25 protein-coding genes are annotated in these 25,646 nt (G+C 32.2%); 14 read left to right on the plus strand and 11 right to left on the minus strand.

The genetic code is table 11. The features are described from left to right. Window positions 1–80 precede the first annotated feature (80 nt). On the minus strand, window positions 81–1,181 hold the full coding sequence (locus G9F70_RS19540; RefSeq protein ID WP_164944645.1) for a toxic anion resistance protein: 1,101 nt from the start codon (window positions 1,179–1,181) through the stop codon (window positions 81–83). A gap of 100 nt (window positions 1,182–1,281) precedes the next feature. Further along, a complete protein-coding gene (locus G9F70_RS19545) occupies window positions 1,282–2,928 on the minus strand; it encodes a YceG family protein (protein WP_164944646.1) in 1,647 nt (548 codons plus the stop codon). Window positions 2,929–3,328: 400 nt separating this feature from the next. On the opposite strand from G9F70_RS19545, the gene rsxC reads away from it, so the two are divergent. From rsxC to rnfB, 6 genes are read left to right on the plus strand one after another with little or no spacing between them, the layout of a single operon-like run. Further along, window positions 3,329–4,651, plus strand: a complete 1,323-nt coding sequence (gene rsxC, locus G9F70_RS19550; RefSeq protein WP_164944647.1) for an electron transport complex subunit RsxC — start codon at window positions 3,329–3,331, stop codon at window positions 4,649–4,651. Between the two features lie 15 nt (window positions 4,652–4,666). Then, window positions 4,667–5,587, plus strand: a complete 921-nt coding sequence (locus G9F70_RS19555) for an RnfABCDGE type electron transport complex subunit D (protein ID WP_164944648.1) — start codon at window positions 4,667–4,669, stop codon at window positions 5,585–5,587. Continuing rightward, complete coding sequence (locus tag G9F70_RS19560; protein WP_164944649.1) at window positions 5,588–6,160, plus strand: RnfABCDGE type electron transport complex subunit G; 573 nt, start codon at window positions 5,588–5,590, stop codon at window positions 6,158–6,160. Next, window positions 6,160–6,852, plus strand: coding sequence for an RnfABCDGE type electron transport complex subunit E (locus tag G9F70_RS19565; RefSeq protein ID WP_125002657.1), 693 nt, complete (start codon window positions 6,160–6,162; stop codon window positions 6,850–6,852). The genes G9F70_RS19560 and G9F70_RS19565 overlap by 1 nt, the downstream gene beginning before the upstream one ends. Before the next feature lie 34 nt (window positions 6,853–6,886). Then, window positions 6,887–7,474 carry an electron transport complex subunit RsxA gene (gene rsxA, locus G9F70_RS19570; RefSeq protein WP_164944650.1) on the plus strand — a complete coding sequence of 196 codons (588 nt, stop codon included), beginning with the start codon at window positions 6,887–6,889 and terminating at the stop codon, window positions 7,472–7,474. Continuing rightward, entirely contained in the window at window positions 7,475–8,311 is an 837-nt protein-coding gene (gene rnfB / locus G9F70_RS19575) for an RnfABCDGE type electron transport complex subunit B (RefSeq protein ID WP_164944651.1), read from the plus strand. It begins immediately after the preceding gene. 330 nt (window positions 8,312–8,641) lie between these two features. Here rnfB and G9F70_RS19580 read toward each other — a convergent pair whose 3' ends face one another. From G9F70_RS19580 to G9F70_RS19615, 8 genes are all read right to left on the minus strand, one after another. Next, entirely contained in the window at window positions 8,642–9,127 is a 486-nt protein-coding gene (locus G9F70_RS19580; RefSeq protein WP_164944727.1) for a Gx transporter family protein, read from the minus strand. A 42-nt stretch (window positions 9,128–9,169) separates the two neighbouring features. Beyond that, complete coding sequence (locus tag G9F70_RS19585; RefSeq protein WP_164944652.1) at window positions 9,170–9,556, minus strand: NusG domain II-containing protein; 387 nt, start codon at window positions 9,554–9,556, stop codon at window positions 9,170–9,172. Further along, window positions 9,543–10,550 (minus strand): FAD:protein FMN transferase, encoded by a 1,008-nt coding sequence (locus G9F70_RS19590; protein WP_164944653.1) that lies wholly within the window; start codon window positions 10,548–10,550, stop codon window positions 9,543–9,545. The genes G9F70_RS19585 and G9F70_RS19590 overlap by 14 nt, the downstream gene beginning before the upstream one ends. A 142-nt stretch (window positions 10,551–10,692) precedes the next feature. Beyond that, window positions 10,693–11,334, minus strand: coding sequence for a reverse transcriptase domain-containing protein (locus tag G9F70_RS19595; protein ID WP_224617691.1), 642 nt, complete (start codon window positions 11,332–11,334; stop codon window positions 10,693–10,695). Further along, window positions 11,300–11,695 carry a reverse transcriptase domain-containing protein gene (locus tag G9F70_RS19600; RefSeq protein ID WP_202882618.1) on the minus strand — a complete coding sequence of 132 codons (396 nt, stop codon included), beginning with the start codon at window positions 11,693–11,695 and terminating at the stop codon, window positions 11,300–11,302. The genes G9F70_RS19595 and G9F70_RS19600 overlap by 35 nt, the downstream gene beginning before the upstream one ends. Window positions 11,696–11,986: 291 nt before the next feature. Continuing rightward, on the minus strand, window positions 11,987–12,400 hold the full coding sequence (locus G9F70_RS19605) for a hypothetical protein (RefSeq protein WP_164944654.1): 414 nt from the start codon (window positions 12,398–12,400) through the stop codon (window positions 11,987–11,989). 200 nt (window positions 12,401–12,600) lie between these two features. Beyond that, window positions 12,601–14,181, minus strand: a complete 1,581-nt coding sequence (locus tag G9F70_RS19610; RefSeq protein ID WP_164944655.1) for a sodium-dependent transporter — start codon at window positions 14,179–14,181, stop codon at window positions 12,601–12,603. A 432-nt stretch (window positions 14,182–14,613) separates the two neighbouring features. After that, window positions 14,614–14,820, minus strand: coding sequence for a hypothetical protein (locus G9F70_RS19615; protein WP_164944656.1), 207 nt, complete (start codon window positions 14,818–14,820; stop codon window positions 14,614–14,616). Between the two features lie 315 nt (window positions 14,821–15,135). Between G9F70_RS19615 and G9F70_RS19620 the strand changes: the two genes are divergently transcribed. The 8 genes from G9F70_RS19620 to G9F70_RS19655 all read left to right on the plus strand — a co-directional run bounded on the left by G9F70_RS19620 (window position 15,136) and on the right by G9F70_RS19655 (window position 25,157). Next, a complete protein-coding gene (locus tag G9F70_RS19620) occupies window positions 15,136–16,968 on the plus strand; it encodes an ABC transporter substrate-binding protein (RefSeq protein ID WP_164944657.1) in 1,833 nt (610 codons plus the stop codon). Window positions 16,969–17,086: 118 nt separating this feature from the next. Then, window positions 17,087–18,016 (plus strand): ABC transporter permease, encoded by a 930-nt coding sequence (locus tag G9F70_RS19625; RefSeq protein ID WP_164944658.1) that lies wholly within the window; start codon window positions 17,087–17,089, stop codon window positions 18,014–18,016. 4 nt (window positions 18,017–18,020) lie between these two features. Further along, window positions 18,021–19,304 carry an ABC transporter permease gene (locus G9F70_RS19630; protein WP_164944659.1) on the plus strand — a complete coding sequence of 428 codons (1,284 nt, stop codon included), beginning with the start codon at window positions 18,021–18,023 and terminating at the stop codon, window positions 19,302–19,304. A 12-nt stretch (window positions 19,305–19,316) separates the two neighbouring features. Continuing rightward, on the plus strand, window positions 19,317–20,369 hold the full coding sequence (locus G9F70_RS19635) for an ABC transporter ATP-binding protein (RefSeq protein WP_164944660.1): 1,053 nt from the start codon (window positions 19,317–19,319) through the stop codon (window positions 20,367–20,369). Window position 20,370: 1 nt separating this feature from the next. Next, window positions 20,371–21,345 carry an ABC transporter ATP-binding protein gene (locus tag G9F70_RS19640; protein WP_164944661.1) on the plus strand — a complete coding sequence of 325 codons (975 nt, stop codon included), beginning with the start codon at window positions 20,371–20,373 and terminating at the stop codon, window positions 21,343–21,345. A 383-nt stretch (window positions 21,346–21,728) separates the two neighbouring features. Further along, window positions 21,729–23,216, plus strand: coding sequence for an exo-beta-N-acetylmuramidase NamZ domain-containing protein (locus G9F70_RS19645; protein ID WP_224617693.1), 1,488 nt, complete (start codon window positions 21,729–21,731; stop codon window positions 23,214–23,216). 562 nt (window positions 23,217–23,778) lie between these two features. Next, entirely contained in the window at window positions 23,779–24,360 is a 582-nt protein-coding gene (locus tag G9F70_RS19650; protein ID WP_164944662.1) for a 5-formyltetrahydrofolate cyclo-ligase, read from the plus strand. Between the two features lie 68 nt (window positions 24,361–24,428). Beyond that, on the plus strand, window positions 24,429–25,157 hold the full coding sequence (locus tag G9F70_RS19655; protein WP_164944663.1) for an HAD-IB family hydrolase: 729 nt from the start codon (window positions 24,429–24,431) through the stop codon (window positions 25,155–25,157). 139 nt (window positions 25,158–25,296) lie between these two features. Here G9F70_RS19655 and G9F70_RS19660 read toward each other — a convergent pair whose 3' ends face one another. Further along, the gene (locus G9F70_RS19660; protein ID WP_164944664.1) at window positions 25,297–25,605 is read right to left on the minus strand and encodes a hypothetical protein; all 309 of its coding nucleotides are present in this window, start codon (window positions 25,603–25,605) and stop codon (window positions 25,297–25,299) included. Window positions 25,606–25,646 lie beyond the last annotated feature (41 nt).

Below are 25,646 nucleotides of genomic sequence, written 5' to 3' on the forward strand. Positions count from 1 at the left end.
GACTATTTGACTTGTTATTTCTTTGAATGTGTCTAAATCCTTTATTTTGTTTTTCTAACTTATTATAATTCATAAAACTACTATCTTATTGATTTCTGCTTTAGTTTTTCTGTCATCTCATGTAGTTTAACTATTCCAGCTTCTCTTAACCTCTTATTTTCATCTTCAATGCTCCTTGTTTCTTCAATACCTTGCATAATTGTATTCCAAGTTTTCTCTAAAGTTTCAATTTTTACGCTGGTGCCTCCAGAGAGTTTTGCTATATCCACACTTTGACTTCTTATATTTTCTGCATTTTTCATTAATAACTCATTAGTAGTTCTATCCAGCTCTGCTAGTGAATCCGCTACTAGTTTTTGTTTTTTTAATGCAATGGCTTGAATTATTCCATTTTTAAATACAGGTATAGTTATGATAAACGCTGAATGCACCTTAGATATCAATTTATAATTTCCCCTTTGAATCATTTTAATCTGAGGTGCAGTTTGTAATGATACCATTTTAGCCATTTCCAAATCATAAATTCTCTGTTTTAACATTTCAAGGGTAGCTTTAAAATTTTCGTAATTAATTATATTTATTTGTTCTCCATTATTTGCTAGAGATTCAAGTTTAGGAAGATCTCCACTTTCACTTTTTTCAACAATCATATTTCCTGCTGCAATATATTTTTCTAACTCACCATAATACTCAAAATTTTGATTATATAAGTTTTCAAGCATTAAATTAGAGTTATTTATTTCCACCTTATATCCACTAAGCTGGGTATAAATTTTATCTATTTCTCCTCCAATAGTTTTATACTTACCCATCATTTTATCTATGGCCTTAGCTGGTTTACTAAATAACTTTCCAAGGAAACTAGTTTTGCTTTCTTCAAAATCTTGTTTATCAAACTTTTTCATTATACTTGTAAGTTCCTTTATCATAACACCTGAATCTTCAACACTACTGGTTTTAATAGAGTTTAATATTTGATCTGCAAATTTTGATATTTGCTGCGCTGGTTCATTTCCAAATTCTAATATGGCATTTGCATCTTTAATATTTAAATTTGATGCAATTTGCATCACTTGTGGTGAGACTTTAAGCTGATTATTTATGCTAATAGCCTTTTTCTGTATATCCGCATTTTCAATGTTCTCGTCTTTGATTATAAGTACTCCATTACTGTTTTCCATGTTTTTCACTCCTCTTATCTATTTTCCTGATTTATTTTCAAATTTTTATGCCCTAGCATAAAAATCAAAATTAACTTTCCAATCTTAACTACTTTAAATATTAGCTGCGGAAAAACTTTTCAAAAAAACCTTTTTTCTTTTCCACATATTTTTTAAAGGGCAATTCAAAGCTCACATTTTCTAATCTGTGAATATCGTATTTCTGTGGATAAATAAAATTCTCTATGTCGTTGTATCCCGATGGGTTGTATATGATTATATCTATTCCCATAGAATTCATAAAGGTAAGCATTATGCAGTCTTCAAAAGATAGATTTCCATTTTCTTCATTATTATAAACTATAATTTTAGGAACTTCCTCTGGGTAATCATAGGATTGCAATAATTCAAGTACTCCTCCATCTAGATTTATAAGTACTGAGAAAATATCCACTTGCAAATCCCTTAAATCTTCCTGTTCAACATTTATTATTACAGGACTTAAGCACAGTTCTTTAATTTTCTGAGCCATATTTTTTTGAAGTCCAAATCTTAACTCCTTATATTTCCACCAAGATGAATTAATCATTTCCTCTATGTTAAATTCTGAAAAAGCATTATTAGGATATATTAGATTAAACTTCCCATATTCCAAATGAACTACATCCATTATAGGTAGTTCATTATAAAATTTTGTATGTTTTTGAGTTAGCACATCATTAATTTCCTTCCAATAAATATCAATATCCTCATGAGTGCCACATACTTTTGAAAACATATTAGGCACGACTACAGTTAATTCTTTAACTTTCCACCCTTCTCTTATATATGCTTTTTCCTTCATCCATATATATATTTCTTCATAGGTAGTATTAAGGGTTACCGCCTGCAAATTATAATCTACAAATTGCCAAGGTCTGTAAAACCCTGAATCATCTGTAAACAGTGTTTTATTAAGCTCTTCCTTAGCATTGTAAGCACTTGTCTTAATCCTATCTTCCGTGCCAGTAGGAAAAGGTTTTATTTCCTCTTTATAATTATAAACAATTTCCTTAGAAAAAGCATTGTATTTATCAATTTCCTGGAAGGTTCCAGACTCCTTAGGATTAAAATATAAAATATCACAGCCCAAAGTTGATAGTAAAATCAAATAAAAAACCTCTATTCTTGAAATTTGCCCATAAAATACTACTTTAGGATTGATAGTCGTATAGTCAAATTTTTGGAATAGCTCTTTGGAATAAATTTTTATCCAATGAATCATATAATTTATTATAAGTTTAATATCCTGATTGTCCATTGTCTCGTTGCTCTTAATATAATATTCTATTAGCCCCTTCAAATTGTTTTTAATTTGCCTTAGCAAAACTTTATTAGGTAAATCCGGAAAAAGTCCATTATCACTTATTAAATTTATAATTGTAGGCACATCTATACTTTCCACATTACCTACCTTTGACCAAATATCATTCAATACATTTTGAAATCTTATGTTAATGTCTTTATCTAATCCCTCACTAAATCGAATATAACCTGCTCCAATTCTTTTTAGTTCTTTATCTAATTTATATAAATTATCATAGTAATCAATCTCACTGTTTTTTATACCTATAAATCTATAAAAATAATTTGGAATATCTACAACATTGGAATTATATTTGAATTTGTTTCTTTTATAAATCTCCGTTTTTAAACTATTTATGATATCTTCATCCATGTCCAAATTCACACTGTGTATCTCTAAAGTATTTAAACTATTCTTCTCCATATTCACCTTACCTTTTTAATTGTTTACTCTCGTAAATATAGTTTTTTCTATTTTAAGTATACCATATTAATCTCCTGTTGTTCATTATAATATATTGAAAAAAAACCAATTTAATATAGATTAATTAGAATTTTCAGAATAATATAACTTTATTTTCCTCATTTTTTTTCTTAAAAAGCATACTTTTATACTCACAAATGGTGTAATATATATGTTAAAGTGCGTTTTAAATACACTTTAACAATAAAATCATATCATTTTTGCATTATTTTATATAATTTTGTTATATAATAATAAGTATAAGGTAACTATCGATTTATTATTGTTATGTACCCTATAAATACAAGGGCGTAACAATTTATAATTGCTAGGTCCAAAACGAACTACAAGGAGGTTTATTATGGGACTTTTGACTTTCAAAAAAGGTATTCACCCTAGCGACAAAAAAGACTTAAGTATGCACAAAGCAATTCAAGATTTGCTTCCAAAAGGCAATTTAGTATTTCCTATGCAACAACATATAGGAGCGCCTTGCGATCCACTAGTAAAAAAAGGTGATAGAGTATGCGTCGGACAAAAAATAGGTGAATCCAAAGCTTTTGTGTCTGCACCAATATATTCAAGCATATCTGGAATAGTATTGGATGTCACCCCTAGACTACATAGTAATGGAACTATGGTATCTTCAGTTATTATAGAAAACGATAACATTTACGAAGAAGTACTTACTATGGTTCCTCACAGTGATTATGAAAAGCTATCCAAAAATGAACTATTGGCTATCATTAAAGAAGCCGGCATAGTAGGTATGGGTGGCGCAGGTTTTCCAACACATATTAAGCTTAATCCGCCGGAAGGTAAAGTCATCGACAGCATTATAATAAACGCTGCCGAATGCGAACCTTATTTAACTTGTGATTACAGAATGCTATTGGAAAAAACAGATGAAATTGCTGAGGGATTAAAAATTATTCTTCAAATGTTTCCTGGTGTAAAAGGATATATTGCAATAGAAACTAATAAACCTGATGCAATTGAGGCTATGAAAAAAGCCACAGCAAACATTAATAATGTAGAAGTTACTTCGATGCTTACAAAATACCCTCAAGGCGCGGAAAAACAATTGATTTATGCAATTACTGGTAGAGAGTTATCTTCTGGAAAGCTTCCTGCTGATGTTTCCTGCATAGTTCAAAATGTTGATACAGTGTTTGAGATATTCAACGCTGTAGTAAATGGCAAACCCCTTATAGAACGAGTTTTAACTGTAACTGGAGAAGCAATTAAAGAGCCTTTAAATTTAAGAGTTAAATTTGGAACTTCTATGAGTGAAGTTATCGAAGCTGCTGGTGGATTCAAAGAGGACCCTGTTAAAGTAATTTCAGGTGGACCTATGATGGGAACAACCCTAAGCTCTTTAGATGTTCCTGTAATAAAAGGAACCTCAGGGATTCTTTGTTTAACAAAAAATCAAGCTAAATTAGAGCAAGAATCTAGTTGTATAAGATGTGGAAAATGCATGAGTGTCTGTCCTATGTTTTTAAACCCTACAAAACTTAACTCTTTAGTTTTAAGAGGAGAATATGAGGTCTTTGAAGAATATCATGGAATGGATTGTATTGAGTGTGCTTGTTGCTCTTATGTATGCCCCGCTAAACGTCATTTAACTCAAACTTGCCGTGAAGGCAAACGAACAATAAATATTAATAGAAGAAAAAAATAGATAGAGGTGAATTATATGTATACAGTATCTTCATCCCCACACATAAAATCAAATGATTCTGTGCAGGGTATAATGAGAGACGTAATAATAGCATTAATACCTGCTACCTTTGCTGGAATATACTTTTTTGGAATGAAAGCATTTTTAGTTACATTGGTATCTGTGCTATCATGTGTTGCAGCAGAAGCACTATGGCAAAAGCTTGCTCACAGAAAAGTTACAATTGGTGACCTTAGTGCTGTTGTAACTGGTTTATTAATAGCTTTTAACTTGCCAGCTGCTGTTCCACTTTGGCTTCCTGCAATTGGAGGTTTTTTCGCAATAATTATTGTAAAACAATTTTTCGGCGGAATTGGACAAAATATAATGAATCCCGCTTTGGCTGCTAGAGCATTTTTACTTGCTTCTTGGCCAGTTCATATGACTAATTTTACTGTTGATGGTGTTTCATCTGCGACTGCACTTGCAATACTTAAAAGCGGTGAAGGTCAATTACCTAGTCTAATGAACATTTTTATTGGTAATGTAGGTGGTTGTATTGGTGAAACCTCTGTACTTGCATTGCTAATTGGCGCAGCTTACCTACTATATAAAAAAGTAATAAGTTGGCATACACCAGTTTCATATATTGGCTCAGTATTTATTTTAACTCTTATATTAGGTAGAGGTGGATTCATGAATGCAGATGCATTATATGAAATTTGTGCTGGTGGCTTAATGCTCGGTGCTTTCTTTATGGCAACAGATTATACAACTTCACCCATGACAAAAAAAGGACAACTTATATTTGGAGTTGGTTGTGGACTTTTAACCACAATCATACGTTTATATGGTGGTTATGCTGAAGGAGTATCCTATTCTATATTAATAATGAGCTTATTTGTTCCATTCATAGATAAGTTTACTGCTCCACGTATTTTTGGGGAGGTGAAATAATTGAAAGAGAATATAAAATTAGGTCTAATTTTACTTTTAATTACAGGTGTTGCAGGATTCTTACTAGGTGGTGCCTATGAAATAACTAAAGCACCTATCGCTGCCTCCATTGAAGCTGATAAACAAGCCGCTATGAAAGCAATACTACCCACTGCTGATAAGTTTGAAAAAGCAGATGTAAAAATTGAGGGTAATGAAAAAGTTTCTGAGGTTAATGCAGGCCTTAAAGGTACTGAAATAGCTGGATATGCTATAAAAGTTTCACCAAAAGGATATGCTGGCCCTGTAGAAATAATGGTTGGAATATCAACCGAAGGAAAAGTTACTGGAATTAAAATTTTATCCCACGCTGAAACTCCTGGTCTTGGTGCTAATGCTCCACAACCTAAGTTTTCAGATCAATATAAAAATAAACCTACAAAAGAAAAATTAGAAGTTGTAAAAACTATTCCTTCAAAGGATACTCAAATACAAGCTATTACAGGTGCCACTATTACATCGAAGGCTGTAACGCTTGGCGTTAACGATGCTGTTAATTTTTACAACTCTTCATTGAAAGGAGAAAAAAAATAATGAGCACATTTTCTGAAAGATTAAAAAATGGTATAGTAACGGAAAATCCATTATTTGTACAAGTGCTAGCTACCTGCCCTACCTTAGCTGTTACCACCAGCGTAGAAAATGCTATAGGTATGGGACTAGCATCTACAGCAGTGTTAATTGGTTCTAATCTTTTTATATCCGTACTAAGAAAAGTAATTCCAGATAAGGTTCGTATACCTGCTTATATTACAATAATTGCTGCTTTCGTTACATTGATACAGTTTTTATTACAAGGTTTTGTTCCTTCTCTATATAAGTCACTAGGAATTTTTATTCCACTTATAGTTGTTAACTGTGTAATTCTTGGAAGAGCTGAAGCTTATGCTTCAAAAAACAAAGTACTTCCTTCAGTTTTTGATGCTATAGGAATGGGACTTGGTTTTACAGTAGCATTAGTAATTGTAGGTGCTATAAGAGAATTACTAGGAGCTGGTTCAATATACGGATTAAAATTGTTTGGAACCTCCTTTGAACCTGCTATAATTATGATTTTAGCACCTGGAGCTTTTATTACCCTTGGAATTATAATGGCTCTATTAAATCAAAAGGCAATAAATGAAACAAACAAAGTTAATAATAAAATTGCACATTTTCATGAAATTAATCCAGAGACGGGTGAGTGTACTGGGTGTGGGTCTTGTGCTCATAGTTGCAAAAAATAATTTTATTTAACTTTATTAAGAAAGGTGGATGGAAATGAAACTTTTTTCAATTTTTATAAGTGCATTTTTAATTAATAACTTCTTATTAGTTAAATTCCTTGGAGTATGTTCTTTCCTTGGAGTTTCTAAAAAGACTGAGACTGCAAAGGGTATGGGCCTGGCAGTAGTGTTTGTTATGTTCATAGCTTCATTTATGACCTATGGAGTCTATAACTGGATTTTAGCTCCTTTAAACATAACCTATTTATCAACATTAGCATTTGTTCTAGTTATTGCAGCACTAGTGCAATTTGTTGAGATGGTTATTAAAAAGACTCAACCAAGTCTCTATAAAGCACTTGGAATATATCTTCCATTAATAACAACTAACTGCGCACTTCTTGGTATGGCAGTTATAAATATAGGTGAAAAATATAACCTAATAGAATCCATGGTCAATGCTCTTGGAGCTGCTCTTGGATATATGCTTGCTATTGTACTTCTTTCTGGTTTAAGAGAACGAATGGAAGAGAGTGACAATATGCCATTATGCTTTAGAGGTCTTCCTATTTCACTAGTTACAGCTGGCCTTATGGCTATTGCATTTTTAGGCTTTAGCGGCTTAAAATTGGGGGGTATTTAAATGGATGTTAACAATTTAATTTACCCAATAATAAGTATTGGTGGTATGGGACTTGTATTTGGAGTAGTACTTGGTTATGCTAATAAAAAATTCCATGTACCAGTTGATCCTAAAGTACCACTAGTTAGAGAAGCATTACCTAGCGCAAATTGCGGTGCATGCGGATTTGCTGGTTGTGATGCTTATGCAGCAGCCGTAGTTGAGGGAGATACACCACTAAATTTATGTTCAGTAGGTGGAGCTTCTGTTGCCGAAAAAATAGGAGAAATACTTGGTTTAAGTGTTGAAACTGCTAATCCTCAAGTTGCCTTTGTTAAATGTAAAGGAACTTGCGGCGTTGCAAAAGAGAAATATGAGTATGATGGAATAAGAGATTGTCGCCAAGCAGTTATTGCTCCTGGTGAAGGTCCTAAAGCTTGCTCAGATGGTTGTTTAGGTTTTGCAAGCTGTGTAAGGGCTTGTGAGTTCAGTGCTCTTCACATCATAGATGGTGTAGCTGTAGTATATAAGGATAATTGTGTAGCTTGTGGCGCCTGTATTAAAGTCTGCCCTAAGAATTTAATAGAGCTAGTTCCTGCTACTCAAGAAGTACTTGTTGAATGCAACTCAAAATCCAAAGGTAAATCAGTAAAAGAAAATTGCGGCGTTGGATGTATCGCTTGCACCATGTGTGTAAAAGTTTGCCCAGCGGAAGCAATTACTATGGTTAATAACTTAGCTACAATAGACTTTGAAAAATGTACACAATGTGGCCTATGTGCTACTAAGTGTCCAACAAAAGCTATCTCAAAGCCTCTAAAAGCTCATGAAACCATGAGTGATGCAGTAAGTAAATAACAAAAAATAAAAAAGGTACTAAGATTATAATTAAATCTTAGTACCTTTTTTTGTGTGCTTCCCTTTTAGCAATAATAATAGGATAGAAAATTTCCCCGCAATGACTTGCAATAAGAAACGAGCAAGCTATTGAAATTCCATTTACAAATTCGTCTTTTGCAGATATGAAATTCTCGTAAGCCTGCCAGGACGGCAGGCTAGCGAACCCGAGCCAGGACGGCGAGTGTGAGCGCTAGAGAATTTTATATTGGCAAAAGATTAGAATTTGTTAATGGAATTTCTAGTTTGGAGTTCTTATGCAAGGCACGTAGGGGAAATTTCCTATCCTTTTTATTTTAGTGTTAATATTTTTTCTAATCTATTTTTCAATACGCTAGCTAAAGTTCCAATAAAATACCCTGTAATAATAGCTGAAACTAGTAATACCGGTAAATACAAATATATTCTCAAATCTTTAATTATAAAGGCGGCTACCAGTAATTGCCCTACATTATGAAAAATAGCACCACATACACTAATTGTAGCTAGGCTTAAGGAATTCTTAAGATACTTATATAGTAATATCATTACTATATTACTAAGTAATCCACCAGCAATACTGAATAAAAGCGCTGATAACCCACCTCCAAAAATAGAACCTAGCACAGTTCTTAGAATCATTATTAAAATTGCTTCCTTCCAGCCAAATAAAATTAATGCAACTAAGGATATAGAATTAGCAAGTCCTAATTTTATCCCTGGAAATAGCACTGGAATTTGAGCCTCAATTAAATAAATAACCAAGGCTATTGCCACGAGTATACTAAGTAAAACCATTTTTTTAGTCTTTTTCACCTTATCACCTGCATGTTTTTGATTTTAGAATGTCCCAGCATCAATACTGTTATTGCTTTGTCCATTAATATTAATTATAAGTTTAAAAGGTAAACATACAATCATCTCACCTGGTTTTGAAATCCATCCACTTTTAACACACTCTTTATGTGGGCAATCTGCATCTTTAATACTAATACTATTATGTTTAACTGATATAGTATTAAAATGGCCATTTGCTGTCTTAAAAGTAAAATCTTCTGGCTTAACTATCTTACTCAAATCAATAGTTTTAATAACCTTGCCTTCACGTTTAATAACTGCAATATTTTCCGACCCCTTAATTGAAGTTTTATATATTGAAACTACGCCTACTGCTATTACTACAATAAATAAAAGTACTATCCCAACTATTTTATCACCTTTCTTCATAAGTAAACTCCTTATTCGTTAAATTAAAACTATCTTTAAGACCTGCTGTAACATATACTTTTTTATCTGAGGTAACAAAAATAGCTTCTACGCCTTTAATAGACTCTATCAATTTAATTCCCTTTGAGAGTCCCAATATATATGTACTAGTAGATAGTGCATCTCCATCTATTGAGTTATCTGATACTATGGTTGCACTTATAAGACCAGCCTCTGATGGGTATCCAGTTTTCGGGTCAAATATGTGATGGTAACGCTTGCCGTCCACAATAAAATATCTTTCATAGTTTCCTGATGTAACCATAGATTTATCAGTAACACTAATTGTTCCTAAGTATTGTCCCCGTGTATCCAATGGATTCTGTATCCCTATATTCCAGCTAGTTCCATCTGGTTTACTTCCTACAGCAAAAACATTGCCACCTAAATTTATAAGTGCACTGTTAACCTTATTATCAATTAAAACTTTCTTTATCTCATCAGCTGTATAGCCTTTTGCTATAGCACCCAAATCTATAGCTTGCCCAGTTCGCCTTAACTGTACTGTAGAATTCTTACTATCTAGAATAATATCCTTATAGTCGACTAACTTTAACTTTTCCTCGATTTCACTTTTGGAAGGAACCCTGGCCTTATCTGTACCTATGCCCCACAGTTTTACAATTGGTTCTATTGATACATCAAGTGAGCCACCTGTTAACTTACTATACTTAACCGCTTTTTCTATTACGGAATAAGTATCCTTACTAAGCTTTTCACCTGAAACCCCTGCCTTAGCATTTAATTTTGTAATTTCAGAAGATTTAATATTAACAGACATTTTGCTTTCTATGTCACTAATTCTTTTTAAAGCTAGCTCTGTTGCTTTTTCTGAATTTTTACCATAAACCTTTAATTGAACAATTGTCCCCATCATATAGGTCTCTTTTTCAACGGGTTTAGCATTACTTTTGCAAGATACTAAAAATATTGGAATGGACAATAATAAAACCATATACCATGTTTTTCGTGAACTTTTTATGATATCTCACCCTTCCTGGCTTGTTCTTAAGTAAACACAGGTGTTACCACCCATGCTCCTCGACGGAACCGTACGTGCCCTACTAAGGCATACGGCTCTTCACCTCATATTTCAATCATCTATAGAATAAGCTTACATTTATTATTGGTTCTAGTAATGGAAAAGTCTTAAGCAAACCATTATAGATTGTATCAATTGTGTAACTTCTTCTTTGACTTCTTCTATTAAGCCATTTAAACAGTAACCACTTGACTACATTTTGATAACTTTTCACACCTCTTGTATTATCCGTAACTCCATAATACTGATAGTGTCCCCTAAGTTTCTGATTAATTTTCTTAAACAATTCACCTAAAGGCATTATTCGATTATTCTTAACCCATTCCTTCATTGTCTTGACTTTGCTTCGAAATTTCTTCTTACTAGTCTTAACCTTACAACGAAAGAATCGCTTATCACCATTTAAACTACAGTAAAATGTAAATCCTAGAAAATCGAAAGTTTCGGGTTTGCACAATCCTCGTTTCGCCCTGTTTTGCCTGGCAAACCTCCCGAATTCCAATATCTTTGTTTTCTCTAAAGCAAGTTCTAATCCAAATTTCTTGAATCTTTCTATTAGCTTTTGATAAAGCTCTTCTGCTTCCCATTTGTTTTGAAAGCAACATACAAAATCATCACAATATCTTACTAAATATGCTTCACCACTACACTGGTGTTTAACTTTAACATGAAACCAATAATCCAGTACGTAATGCAAATATATATATTTGCAAGAATCGGTGAAGCCCCATTTCCTTGAGGGGTGCCTTGCTCACTTTATGGTACTGCACATTTTCTATGATTTCTTTGGCCGCTTGATGACAATTTCTATTTGGTCTGAATCCAAAGGATTCATTAAAGAACTTTGGCTCATATATCATAGTCAATATCTGTGATATATTATTCTCAACTAATTTATCTTCATAGCATGATATACCAAACGGTCTCATTTTGTCGCTTCCATCCTTTGGGATATACACTCTCCTTATAGGTTCAGGCTTATAGCTTCCGCTTTTCATTTGTTTTACCAAATTTTCTACGTTTGCTCCCCGCCCTACGCTTAAATCTAATGTTAGCATTTCGACTCCAAGGACTAGGTACAGGTGGCTGGTTAGACCTTTCCTGATAGGGTTTCCCTACTATATGTTAATAACTTACTAATGAAAATAGAATTACTTCCATTTCAAGAGGAAACATCACGCATTTGCGTGCTGTTTCGCAGCTCGCACTTTAAATACATTATATCATATATATACTTTAAGTAAATTGCTTACTATAGCATGAATGACAGAAATTTTTAGTCCAAACTAAAAACGCTGAAACAAAATCTCAGCGTTTTTAGCAAGTATATAGTCTATTTTTTTCATATCTTATGTGAAAAGTTCTTTATGTCTACGCAATTTTACAAACACTATTACCGACAAACTAATCATTAGAATACTTAATAAGAAAAAGATTAGTGTAAATGCTCCAGCTTTAGTAGCTGATATATTATATTGTGCACTCACTTGAGCAATTTGGTTACCTCTATCAGAAAAAACATGTATAGAATATCGTATCCATAGCACTGAAATAGCAAACGCTAATGGAACTATTGCCATGGCTATTAGATACCCACTTTTCCTTCTTCTCTTCATCCCTATAAGCCCCATAAATATTGGGAGAATAAATAATAAAGGCATTAGAAATCCAGTAAATTGTGAAGATAACATTAAAAACAATGCACATAAAAGTGTAAAATAAAAAGTAATTTTTCTCATGGTTATAGCTTCATCGATATTCATACATCCTCACTCTTTTCTTATTGATTCTTTAATACTACTCTTAAACTCATGAATGATAACCCGACTATACTGCCCCACATTACTAACATAAAAGCTAATGCTTGACCACTCATATTTCTTCCTCCTTATATTTTGGGGGAGTAGATAACAATTAATAATTGTTATCCCTCCTTATATTTCTCTTAAATACACAATAATTATTACTTTCTAATTAGAACCTTGTTTTGTACAATCTCCTCACCATAAATAGCTTTTAAACTTCTGTAAGTTCCAATAAATCCTATTATAAATACCACAATTAAAACTATCCTTGCACCATTTACCCAGGGGATTAATACTGGTGTTTTTTCTACAAAACTTGGTACAAATTTAAAATATCCTTCTTTAAAATATGATACAGTTGATCCAAATAAAATAACTATTATTACTGCTGGAGTTACAAATTTAATCATAACACTATACATCCATTTTGGTGCTTGCCAGTAAGATCCACGATTCATCTCGTCCAAAGGACTTTCCTTCATAAGCCAACCAGCTACAATTATTTCTATAAGACCCATTACAACCAGTAAATAAGTACCAACCCAGTTATCAAGCTCTGTAAAATAAGCAAGCTCAGCTGTTTTGGTAATTATTGGTTCTAAAGCAACTGGAAGTCCAACTATTATATATCCTACGAAAACCATTAAAGCGGCCTTCTTCTTTGCCATGCCCATACCCTCTTCTAATATTGTTACTAAGTAATTATACATAGCAATAGCTGATGTAAATCCAGCAAAGAATAATAACATAAACCATAGTGTCCCCATTAATCTACCACCATCCATAACTCTAAAAATATTAGGTAGGGATATAAAAGATAGTCCCACTCCTGATGATAAACCTTTTACACCCATGAAAGCATAAGTAATTGGTATAGCAATACTTCCGCCCAGGATTACTTCTGCAAATTCATTTAAGGATACTGTTGTCATTGCTGAAGCTACAATATCATCATCCTTCTTTAAATAAGAAGCGTAGTTTTGAATTATTCCCATACCTAATGATAGCGTAAAGAAAATTTGACCTGCTGCTGCAAGTGCTCCTTTAAAACTCAAATCTCCCCATCTTGGAGTCCAAAGATAATCTAGTCCCTTTATAGCAGACCAATCTGGGTTAACTGGTGATCCTATAGTTAATGTTTTATAAATTAATATAAATCCAAATATATATAAAGTAGGCATCATTATTTTTGCCCAAGATTCTATACCTTTTTCAATCCCTCTTGTAACTGCCAGGCCTAAAATTGTTAAACTAATAATCCAGAAAGTAAATACATAAACGGGATTTTGTATATAGTTCGTAAAAAATTGCCCTGTGCTTACAGCCTTATCTAAGTATCCACCAGTGGCAGATAAAAATGCGTAGCCTAGTGTCCATCCTATCAAGTGATTATAGTATGAATTTACTAATAATGTGACTCCAATAACTATCATTCCACATATTGAGCCTAAAATAATTGCCTTTCTCGGTTTAATCTTGTCTCTTGATTGAATATAAATCATAAAACCTACAGTTCCATGTCCATACCTTCCACCAAGTCTTCCCATCATCCATTCTACGAGCATTAACGGAATTCCTATTAAAATAAGAGCGCCTACATAAGGAATCATAAAAGCGCCGCCACCGTTTTTTGCAGCTTGATACGGAAATCTCCAAAAATTACCAAGACCAACTGAATTCCCTGCCATTGCTAGAATCATTCCAATTTTAGATCCCCACTCTTCTCGTTCTTTAGCCATACTTAAACCTCCCTTGTGTATTTTTTAATAATATATTAATAATTTATGAATTATTAATATATTATTAGTATATTATCAAATTCTTCTGAAAATTGCAAGCAATAATGATTTTTTTTCATTTTATTTTTTTGTTTTGTTAATTTAACATATATTTGCAATCATATATTTTCAAAATACTTAAAAGCATCCTCTTAGATATTGTTGTCATACCAGTGTATTTTAAACTTTTTTATATTAAAATTCTAAATATATTCTTGAATAAATGCTATTCAATTTTTAATGACGATTTAGTAATAAGAAAATTTTTAAGATTAATGATTTTTTTCAAAAAATAAAAAGTCATTTTTCACTAATATAAACTCATTTAATTTCTAAAAAGGCATAGGATTAATATCCTATGCCTTCTTCTAAAAAACAATAAATTTATTAATTCTAATAAGCCCTTTGATCTCCATTTAAAATATTCTCAATTTCTACTGCTATTTCACGACCTTTTTTATAGGAGTTAAGTCTATCTTGTGGTATGGAGTCTTTATATACGTCCTCACCAGAAAGAAAATCTATTATTCCTTTTTTTGCACTTGACACGTCTCCAACGTGGTCTATTCCATTAACTTCTCTTACTTTTGAATAATCCATGGATATTCCTCCCTATATGTCTTTCAAATACTGAGTAATTATTAATACTCCAGTATCATAAGTATTATAATTATAGCTTTCCCAATTTAGAATTTTTAATGTATTAATATATTCCTTAATATTAACAAAAATATATATTAATCACATGAAAATTGTTACTCTTCATTTTTTGAATATTTTTTAATTCTAAAGAACTTATTATATTACAATATAAATTTTCTTGATATTTATTCAAAATATTTACATAAAAAAAAATAATGGTCATATTATATAACAGTACTTTAATTTTTAATGATTAGATAAGGGGGGTATATAATGAAAAAGAAAAAATTAGTTGCTTCTTTGCTATTAGCTTTGTTTGTATCCACAAATGTGCTTTATGGCTGCTCAAAAAAAACTAAAGTTGTAGAGAACAAAGCACCACAAGTTTTAAATTATTATACTGTAGATGAACCAGAAACCTTGGATGCACAACAGATGACCGGATCACCTGACTTTCAGATTGCAAATATGTTTATTGAAAGTTTAGTTCGTTTTGGTAAAGAAGAAGGTAAATACGAACCAGGGGTTGCTAAAAAGTGGAGTTTAGATTCTTCAACCAATACTTACACTTTTGAGTTAAATAAAGATGCAAAATGGTCTGATGGAACAGTAGTTACTGCAAATGATTTCTTCTTTGGATGGAAGCTTGCGCTTGATGGAAACAGTCAGTATGGATTTATGATCAGTGATTACATTGTAGGAGCTCAAGATTACGCTAATCTTACTAGTGAAGGTTTTTTTGCAAAAGCAAATGCTAAGTTTAAAACTTTAGTTGATAGCAGAGATGCTGAAAAGGACAAAGATAAAAAATCAGCCTTGGCCGCTAAGGTTACTGATGCTCTAAAGGCAATGCCAGCAGATCTAAAAACGGCATTTGAGGCAAAGAAAAAAGATTTATGGTCAAAGGTTGGAATCAAAGAGAATAATGGAAATATTGAAATTAAACTTTCAAAAGTATGCCCATACTTTGTGGGATTAACTGCTAATTCTGTTTATTGTCCTGTAAATGAGAAATTTTACAATGATCATAAGAGTGACTACACTCTTGAAGCTGCAGGGTTAAACAGTAATGGACCATGGATAGTTAAAGAATGGAAACATAAGGATAGCTTTACTCTAGAAAAAAATCCAAATTACTGGAATAAGAGTAATATAAAAATCGATACAATTCAGTTAAAAGTTGTTCTTGATGTTGCTACAAGAACAAATCTTTTAAAGACAGGTGCTTTAGATGGTTCAGCAATTCAAGCTAATGATTTGAAGACATTCCAAGATAAAGCAGTGCTTGATCAATACAAACTCCAAGATTTAATTGATATGCCTGATTATACTGTATTCTATCTTGAATTTAACCAATTTAACAATCCAATAACTTCTAATACTAATATTAGAAAGGCTATATCTTTAGCTATGGACCGTAAGGGTTTAGTTGAAAATGTTTCACAAGGCGATATTGCTGCACTTGCAGTAGTTCCGGAGTACTTCCCAGGTCTTAGTAAGTCATTCCGTGAAGAGAATGGCAAGACTTTATTTGAAGATAATCAAAAGGATGCTGCTAAAGCGGCTTTAGCAGCAGGGCTAGCAGAGTTAAAACTAGCTAAATTACCTACTATAGATGTTTTAACAAATCAGTCTGATATTGGTAAGAAACAAGGCGAAAAGTTACAATCAGATTTAAAAGAGATTGGAATTGACATTAATCTTGTGCCAGTTGCATGGGGTGATAAATTAACTAGATTGAAAGTTGGAACATTTGGTATTAGTTCTAATGGTTGGGGACCTGATTATATAGATCCAATGACATACCTTGATTTATTTGAATCAAAAAATGGAAATAATCATGGTAAATATAATAACCCAAATTATGATAAATTAATTAATAATGCTAAAGGTGAATCAGATACTAAAAAGAGAATGGGTTATTTATATGATGCTGAAAAAATACTAATAAGTGATATGGTTGTTGCACCTCAATACTATAGAACACTTCATACCACATTTAAAAATTATTTAAATGGAGTTGTTATTAGAGGCGCTGGCCCAACCGTAGATTTTTATTGGGCTAATGTAGATATGACAAAGAAAAATGGTGAGAAAGCTAAGTAAATTTAATTTTAATTATTAATAGTTAAGGTGGGGTATATGTTATTTAAACGTATATCTTTCCTTTTATTAATAAGTAAATGGGTAACTTAGTATTTTTCTATATAGAGGAGGCTCACGAATGGTTAAATACATTTTAAAAAGAATCTTTTACGCAATAATCACAATTTTATGCATAGCAACTATAACTTTTGTATTAATGAAAGCTCTACCAGGAGATCCCTTCCATAATGAAAAAATGAAACCTGAATTAAGACAAGCTTTATTACAAAAATATGGATTGGATCTACCGGTTTCCAAGCAATATTTAAAATATATGAATAACTTAGTTCATGGTGATCTTGGACTTTCTTATAAATACGTTAATCGTCCAGTATCTCAAGTAATTAAAAGTAGTTTTCCTAAGTCCTTTGCTTTAGGGTGGAGGGCCATGGCATACTCGTCTATTTTCGGAATACTTTTGGGTATAATAGCAGCCTTAAAACATCAGAAAACGCAAGATTATATTATAATTTTTATTTCTATTGTAGGAGTATCTGTTCCAAGTATTGTTATGGGGCCACTGCTCGCATATTATTTTGGCGTTAATTTAGGGTGGTTGCCAGTTACCGTAACTAACAGTGAACTTTCTATGATTTTACCATCTTTTACTTTAGGCCTTGGTACTCTAGCATTTGTAGCTAGATTAATGCGTTCAACTACCCTTGAAGTACTGGGTCAAGATTATATACTAACTGGAAAATCTAAAGGACTCGCCACTTCTAAAATTGTATGGAGCCATGTAATTCGCAATGCCGTAATGCCAGTTATCTCAGTACTTGGACCATCTTTTGCTGCTATTATAACAGGCTCCATTGTTATTGAAAACGTTTTTGCTGTTTCAGGACTTGGGGGATATTTTGTATCCACCATCACAGACCAGGATTATTCTATGACTATGGGTATAACACTATTCTATGCAGTGCTTATAATAGTATCTATTCTTTTAGTTGATATAGCATATGGATTAGTTGATCCAAGACTTAAAATATCAAGTAAAGGGGGCGAATAACTAAATGGATAAAATTGAAAAGGAGCAATTTAATCATGTTGGTAAAAACCTAGAAGCTGCTCAGAGTATAAAACGCCCAAGTATGTCATATTTACAGGATGCCTTTAGGAGATTAAAAAAGAGCAAGCCATCTATAATATCCTTTTGGATTTTAGTTGTATTGATTATTATGGCAATAGTTGGCCCAATGATTTCAAAATCACTTTATGGACATACTTATAGAACCCAAAATTTAAAGTTGCAAGACCAAACCTTTATTCTTTCAAATCAGCGTAGTTTAAAGTTATCTTCTAATTCTGTATTTTCCTATGGAAAATATAAACCTAACCTTAGAAAAACAAAATTGGAATTTAAAAATGTTAAATTGAAAAACCAATCTGGCAAGCTAAGCTTTTACATTGGTGATAAATCTGAAGAATCCTATCAAGGGGATCAAAAGGAATTTAAACTGGAGATAACAACAACTTCATCCGATAATTGGGATTCAATTATAAAGAAATTAAATATTGAAGCAGAAAATATTTTAAAACAAGACCCAGATTTTAGAGGAATCTCTTTTAAAAAAAGTCATAACAATATAACTGTAACAACAAAAGGCGAAAAAAACTTCAACAGTAAATATTGGCTTGGAACTGATGACCTTGGTAGAGATCTATTTACTAGGTTATGGGAAGGCTCAAGAGTTTCTCTCCTGATTGCAGTAATATCAGTGTTGTTTACAATTTTATTTGGTGTTGTTTATGGAGGCATATCTGGATACATTGGTGGAAGAGCTGATACTATAATGATGAGAATCATTGAGATTATCATGGTTATTCCAGACATGTTATATATTATGTTGTTATCCATTGTATTTCCCAGAGGAGTTGTAACCATTACCCTTGTTCTTGCATTTACAAGCTGGATGGGAACTGCAATATTGGTTCGTGGAGAAGTTTTAAGATTAAAACACAGTGAATATGTGATTGCATCACAAATTCTAGGTGCAGATTCAAAAAGAGTTATTTTCAAACATTTGATTCCAAATTGTATGGGGCCAATTATAGTTAACATGACTATGATGATTCCAAGGATGATTTTTGCAGAGGCATTTTTAAGTTTCATCGGTTTAGGCGTACCAGCGCCATATGCATCTCTCGGAGTTCTAGTTAATGATGGAGCAAAGATTTTTTATCAATACCCACATTTACTTATAATACCATCAATTGTTTTATGTTTAATTATGCTTTCATTCAATATGCTTGGTGATGGACTACGCGATGCACTTGACCCTAAACTTAGGAAATAGGAGGTTAATAACTTGGAAAAAAAGATATTAGAAGTGGAAAATTTGTATGTTTCATTTGATACGTATGCAGGTGAGATTCAAGCAGTTCGTGGCGTTTCCTTTGAATTATTTGAAGGTGAGACCTTAGCTATTGTTGGAGAATCTGGTTGTGGGAAATCTGTAACTGCTAAATCTATAATGAGACTTAACCCAGAGCCGCCTGCACGTTTTAAAAGTGGGAAAATTATTTTTAATGGTGAAGATATAATTGCTAAGTCTGAAAAGGAAATGAGAGAAATTAGAGGTAACCAGATTGGTATGATATTTCAGGACCCAATGACTTCTCTTAATCCTACAATGTCAATTGGAAATCAAATATCAGAAGGGTTAAGGACGCATAATATCACTCTTACAAATAAACAAGCCCATAAGATAGCTCTTGATATGTTAAAGTTAGTTCAAATACCAAATGCAGAGCAGCGAATTAACGAATATCCACATCAGTTTTCTGGCGGGATGCGTCAACGTGCTATGATTGCAATTGCACTCGTGTGTAATCCTAAGCTTCTTATCGCTGATGAACCTACTACTGCGCTGGATGTAACGATTCAAGCACAAATATTAGAATTGATGAAGGATTTACAGAAAAAGATAAATACTTCTATTATAATGATTACTCATGATTTGGGTGTAGTTGCTAATATTTCACAAAGAGTAGTGGTTATGTATGGTGGTAAAATCGTAGAGTATGCAAGTACTAATGAGTTATATTATAATCCAAAACATCCATATACTTGGGGGCTTTTGAGTTCAGTACCAAGGGTTGATGTTGTTAAAAGTCAAAATAGATTATCATCAATAGAGGGTACACCGCCAGATTTATTTGCGCCTCCCTCTGGATGCCCATTTGCAGATAGATGTGAATATTCAATGAAAATTTGCAGGGAAAAGATGCCTCCTGATTTTATTATTACTAAAGGGCATGGAGCTGCCTGTTGGTTAAACCATCCTGATGCTCCAAAAGTAAATTCACCTAGTCTTTTTATAACAGCAAAGAAATCCACTGAAAAGAGAGGTGGAAATTAAAATGGTTGAAAAAGATAAAAAAGAAATACTTCTTAGCGTAAAAAATTTAAAAAAATATTTTCTTGTGGGAAAAAATCAATATTTAAAAGCTGTTGATGATGTAAGTTTTGATATTTATAAGGGTGAAACACTAGGCCTCGTAGGCGAATCAGGTTGTGGGAAATCTACCTGTGGGCGAACTATTTTAAGAATTTATAACCCTACAGCAGGTACTATTGAGTTTGAAGGTAAATCTGTTCATAGCCTGAACAGAAAAAACTTAAAGGAATTTAATAGAAGAGCACAAATGATTTTTCAAGATCCATATGCTTCTTTAAATCCTAGAATGCTTGTATCCAATATTGTTGCAGAAGGTATTGATATTCATAATCTTAGCCATGGAGACGAGCGAAAGAAAAGAATTGACGAGCTTTTAGAATTGGTTGGACTTAATCGAGAACATGCAAATAGATTTCCACATGAATTTAGTGGTGGTCAGAGACAGAGAATAGGAATAGCTCGTGCGCTTGCTGTAAATCCTGATTTTATCGTATGCGATGAACCTATATCAGCCTTAGATGTTTCTGTTCAAGCTCAAGTAGTAAATTTACTTCAGGAATTACAAACAAAATATGGTTTAACCTTCTTGTTTATCGCACATGATCTTTCAATGGTTAAATATATTTCAGACAGAGTTGCAGTAATGTATCTTGGTTCCTTGGCAGAACTTGCCAAAAGTGATGAATTATACAAAAACCCACTTCATCCTTATACGGCGGCGTTGCTTTCATCAATTCCACTACCTGATCCCAATATTGAGAAGACTAGACAAAGAATAGTGCTTGAAGGTGATGTTCCTAGCCCTATAAACCCACCTAATGGATGTAAGTTTGTTGATAGGTGTAATAAAGCTATGGATATTTGTCGCGAAAATAAACCTAAGATGGTAGAGATAGAACCAGACCATTTTGTTGCATGCCATTTATATGATAAATAATATAAGATATTGACAGCCAAAAACTGAGTACTGTGATATTACTGGAAAAATAAGCACTATGGAAACTTATTCAAATTCAATAAGTTTCCATAGTGCTTTTTATATTTAGCAATTAAATCATCTCCTGCGGAGCTGCATATTAACGACTTCAGAAGGAGATTTAGATTCCCACTGAAGTTTTCTCTTTCTTACAGCGTGTAACTCCCACTTATAGAAGTAGGGACTTTCCTTCTGAAATGTCGTTAAAAAAATACATGAATTTTATATCTGATAGATCCCATTTTTATATACTAAATTATAAAAATATAATATAATCAATTTAAAGTAATATTCCATAAATATTTATTAATTGTTATTTATAAGCAGACAATGGGGGGGTCATATTGAAGCACAATTTTAAAATATTTGTATTTTTACTATTTTCCTGTATTTTCATGGCTTTCACCAGTACAACTTTTTCCACTGAAAAATATATTTTCTTATCTTCAAAACAAAATACTGATTCAAATAAAATATGGACTATAAAATTTAACACCACCCTTGATAAAAAAACTATCACGGATGAAAACATTTGGGTTTCTGATTCAAAAGGTAATAAGCTAGATACAGCTTTAGCTTTAGCCCAGAATTTGAAATCAGTAAAAATATCTCCACTTAAAAAGGGTTATAATTTAAATGAAAACTACTTTTTAAATATAGAAAATGGTGTACAAGCATTAAACGGTAATAGATTATCATCGGCTGTTGCGATGCCTTTTATCATCCCTGGTTTTAAACTTGGGGATGAATTATTATTCACAACGCATAGTAAACTTATAAAGGGCAAAAAAATAGGATTTATTACAAATCAGACTGGAGTAAACAGTTCAGGTGAAAATATGATAACACTACTAGCTAATTACAAAGGCGCAAAACTTACAGCTTTATATGGACCAGAGCATGGTATTGATGGTAAAGCTAAGGCTGGTGACGATGTAAAATCTTATATTCATCAAAGCTTAAATATTCCTGTTTATAGTCTTTATGGAGATACTAGAAAGCCTACTAAAGAAATGCTATCAAACATAGATGTACTTATTTTTGATATTCAAGATATCGGCTCGCGTTCTTATACTTATATGTCAACATTAAACTATTGTATGCTAGCTGCTGCGGAGTATAATAAACCAATTATTGTTTTAGATAGGCCAAATCCATTAGGTGGTGAAATTGTTGATGGCCCAGTGCTTGAGGATAAATATAAAACCTTTGTTGGCGTAGATAATTTGCCCATATGCCATGGCATGACTGCTGGGGAGTTAGCTAATTTTTTCAATCGTAAAATTAGTGCTAATCTTACTGTTATACCTATGGAAGGCTATAGTAGAGATATGATTTTTGAAGATACAAAATTAAAATGGGTTAAAAGTTCTCCATACATTCCAGATATTGCTTCAGTGTTTGGTTATTCTGCTACTAGTCTTGGAGCAGAAACCTCTATCTATCAAGACGATTCCTTTAAATGGGTAGGTGGACCCGGTATAAACTCAGATAAGTACGCAAAACTATTAAACGACGATAAACTACCTGGTGTAAAATTTATTGCTAAAAATAGAGGCAGTTCTGGCGGTGTAAAACTTTTGATAACTGATTATCGTTTGTTTAACCCAGCTAAAACAGGCATATACACTCTTTCACGTGCACACTCATTAAATAATTTCAAAGTACCTAAAAGTGATGAAACCATTGTAATGTTTGATAAAATCATGGGCACGGATAAGATTGGGATGTATTTAGAAAAGGGATACACGCCTCAGCAAATAGAAGCTACCTATAAAGCGGATTTGGAACAATTTAAAAAAGAGAGACAAAAATATTTAATTTACGAATAAATTCGAAGTTAACGCTTTTTTCTTAGATTATGCTATAACGAAAAGTATATATTGCTGGAATGCTCTCACGTCGCTAAGTAATTCTAAAATTTATTTTATTTACAGTTGCTAAAAAATGCAAACTCGCTATCGCTCAGACATGCATTTTTCTTTACACACCTGCAAATAAAATAAATTGTGAATTACTAAAGCTTGCTCGAATGCATTCTGCGCAATATATACTTTTGTTAGCATAATCCAAGAAAAAATAGTTAGTTCGCAATGGATACCAATGTGACATGACATAAACCTAACTTACTATCAAACCCTCTGCATTTATCACAGGATATATAAAATTCAGAATTAATTAGTCCCATTTATCACTCTTTTTCATATGATATTTTACATAGCTTTAATGTTATTAAAATTATTTTCTGAGTAAAAGCATGCTTTTACCAAGTTCTACAAATTGCATATATGAGAAACATATGTTATACTAATTAAAATTTTGTAGTATATAAATACTTTTACCACAATAGCTTTCTTTGTTTGTACAGATGTAATAATTTCTGGGGGGATACTTATGGAAAATAATCTTAAGGATAATTTAAGGAAAAATATGCTTAAAGAAAGAAAAAGCATGAAAACAGAGACTGTAAGTGCTTTTAGCCATATAATTATGGACACAATTATAAAATTACCTGAATTTTTAAATTGCAAAAATATCATGTTATACTTAAGTTTTAATAATGAAGTTGATACATATGCTCTTGCTAAGTGGTGTTTAGATAACGGTAAAAAAGTAATTGTACCTTATTGTATAAAAGAGACACGAGAAATTATACCTTTTGAAATAAATAATCTTACAAAGGATCTTACTAAATCTTCTTTTGGTATTATGGAGCCCAAACATGATATATTAAAAAAAGCTAATACTTGCGATATAGATTTAATAATAGTTCCTGGCGTAGTATTTGATAAGCATGGAAATAGGATAGGCTTTGGTGCAGGTTATTACGATAGATTTTTACCTAAAAGAGTAAAAAATACCCCTACTATAGGTATAGCCTTTGACTATCAAGTAATTAGTAAAATCCCCACTGGTATTTATGATGTGCCTTTAGATTTCATAATCACGGAAAAAAGAATAATATTTCCTGATTAAGTCCTTATACCTTTTTATAGTTAAACAATTACAGAAACAAAATTATACTAGTATTGGAGGTGACCCCTTTGGAAAAAAGAATAGCTGCTTTCTTTGATATTGACGGTACTCTCTATAGGGAAGGTTTAATAACAGAGGTATTTAAAAAATTAATAAAAAGCGAACTAATAGAAAATGATAAATGGTACAAAGAGGTAAAACCATTTTATGTTAAATGGGATAAGAGAATAGGAAATTATGATAATTACCTACTTAAGATGGCTGATATTTATAGTGAAGCCATAATTGGCCTTCACAGGACTCAAATTGAGTTTATTGCTAGCCAAATTATAAAGCAAAAGGGAGATAGAGTATATACCTATACTCGTGATAGAATTAAATGGCATAAAGATCAGGGTCATTTAATTATTACTATATCAGGTAGCCCCATTGAACTTGTACGCGAAATGTCTATAAAATACGGTTTTGATGATTATATAGGAACAAAGTATATATTAAATGAAAATGATGTTTACACTGGTAAAATTATTCCTATGTGGGATAGTGTTAGTAAACAAACTGCCATAGAAACTTTTGTTTGTAAATATGATATTGATTTGCAGCAAAGTTATGCTTATGGAGATACTTCCGGAGACTACACTATGTTAAAGTCAATTAGTAACCCCACAGCAATAAACCCTACTAAGGAACTGCTACTAATGATTTTAAATGATGATGAATTAAAAGAAAAAATAAATATAATGCTTGAAAGAAAAGATGTGGTATATAAGCTAAACCCAGAACACATAGAAATATAATATCTTTGTTTTTTCTAAAAAAAACTACTATATAATATTATATAGTAGTTTTTTAATTAGAATTATCATAACATATTTTGTTTTGAAATGTGCTCTCTAATGTTAAGAGATTTATTATGATCATAATTTAATATTTGCTTTACTTTTTCTTCTTTGAAAATCTTTTTTTTGATATAAGTGAATAGCCAATCCATATTATAAATAAACTCCCAATGGTTATATTTGTTATAATGTCTTTTAATGCTGGCATACCTTGTGCTAGAAAGGTTCCAATTAGGATTAAACCTCCCATTAAAATTAAAATAGACTTGTTTAGTTTTATATATTCCGCTTTGTTTTCGCCACTATAATTTTCACCTTGCTTCTTCTCAAAATTTAAGCCAGAAACAACAGCGGAAGCTCCCATCATAACAAATATAATAGTAAAAATACTATCGCCCATTCCCATTACTAATACCCCCTACGCTACCTAACTTATACTAATACTAA

Source organism: Clostridium sp. FP1, from assembly GCF_011065975.2.
Taxonomy (GTDB): Bacteria; Bacillota; Clostridia; order Clostridiales; family Clostridiaceae; genus Clostridium_AD; species Clostridium_AD tagluense.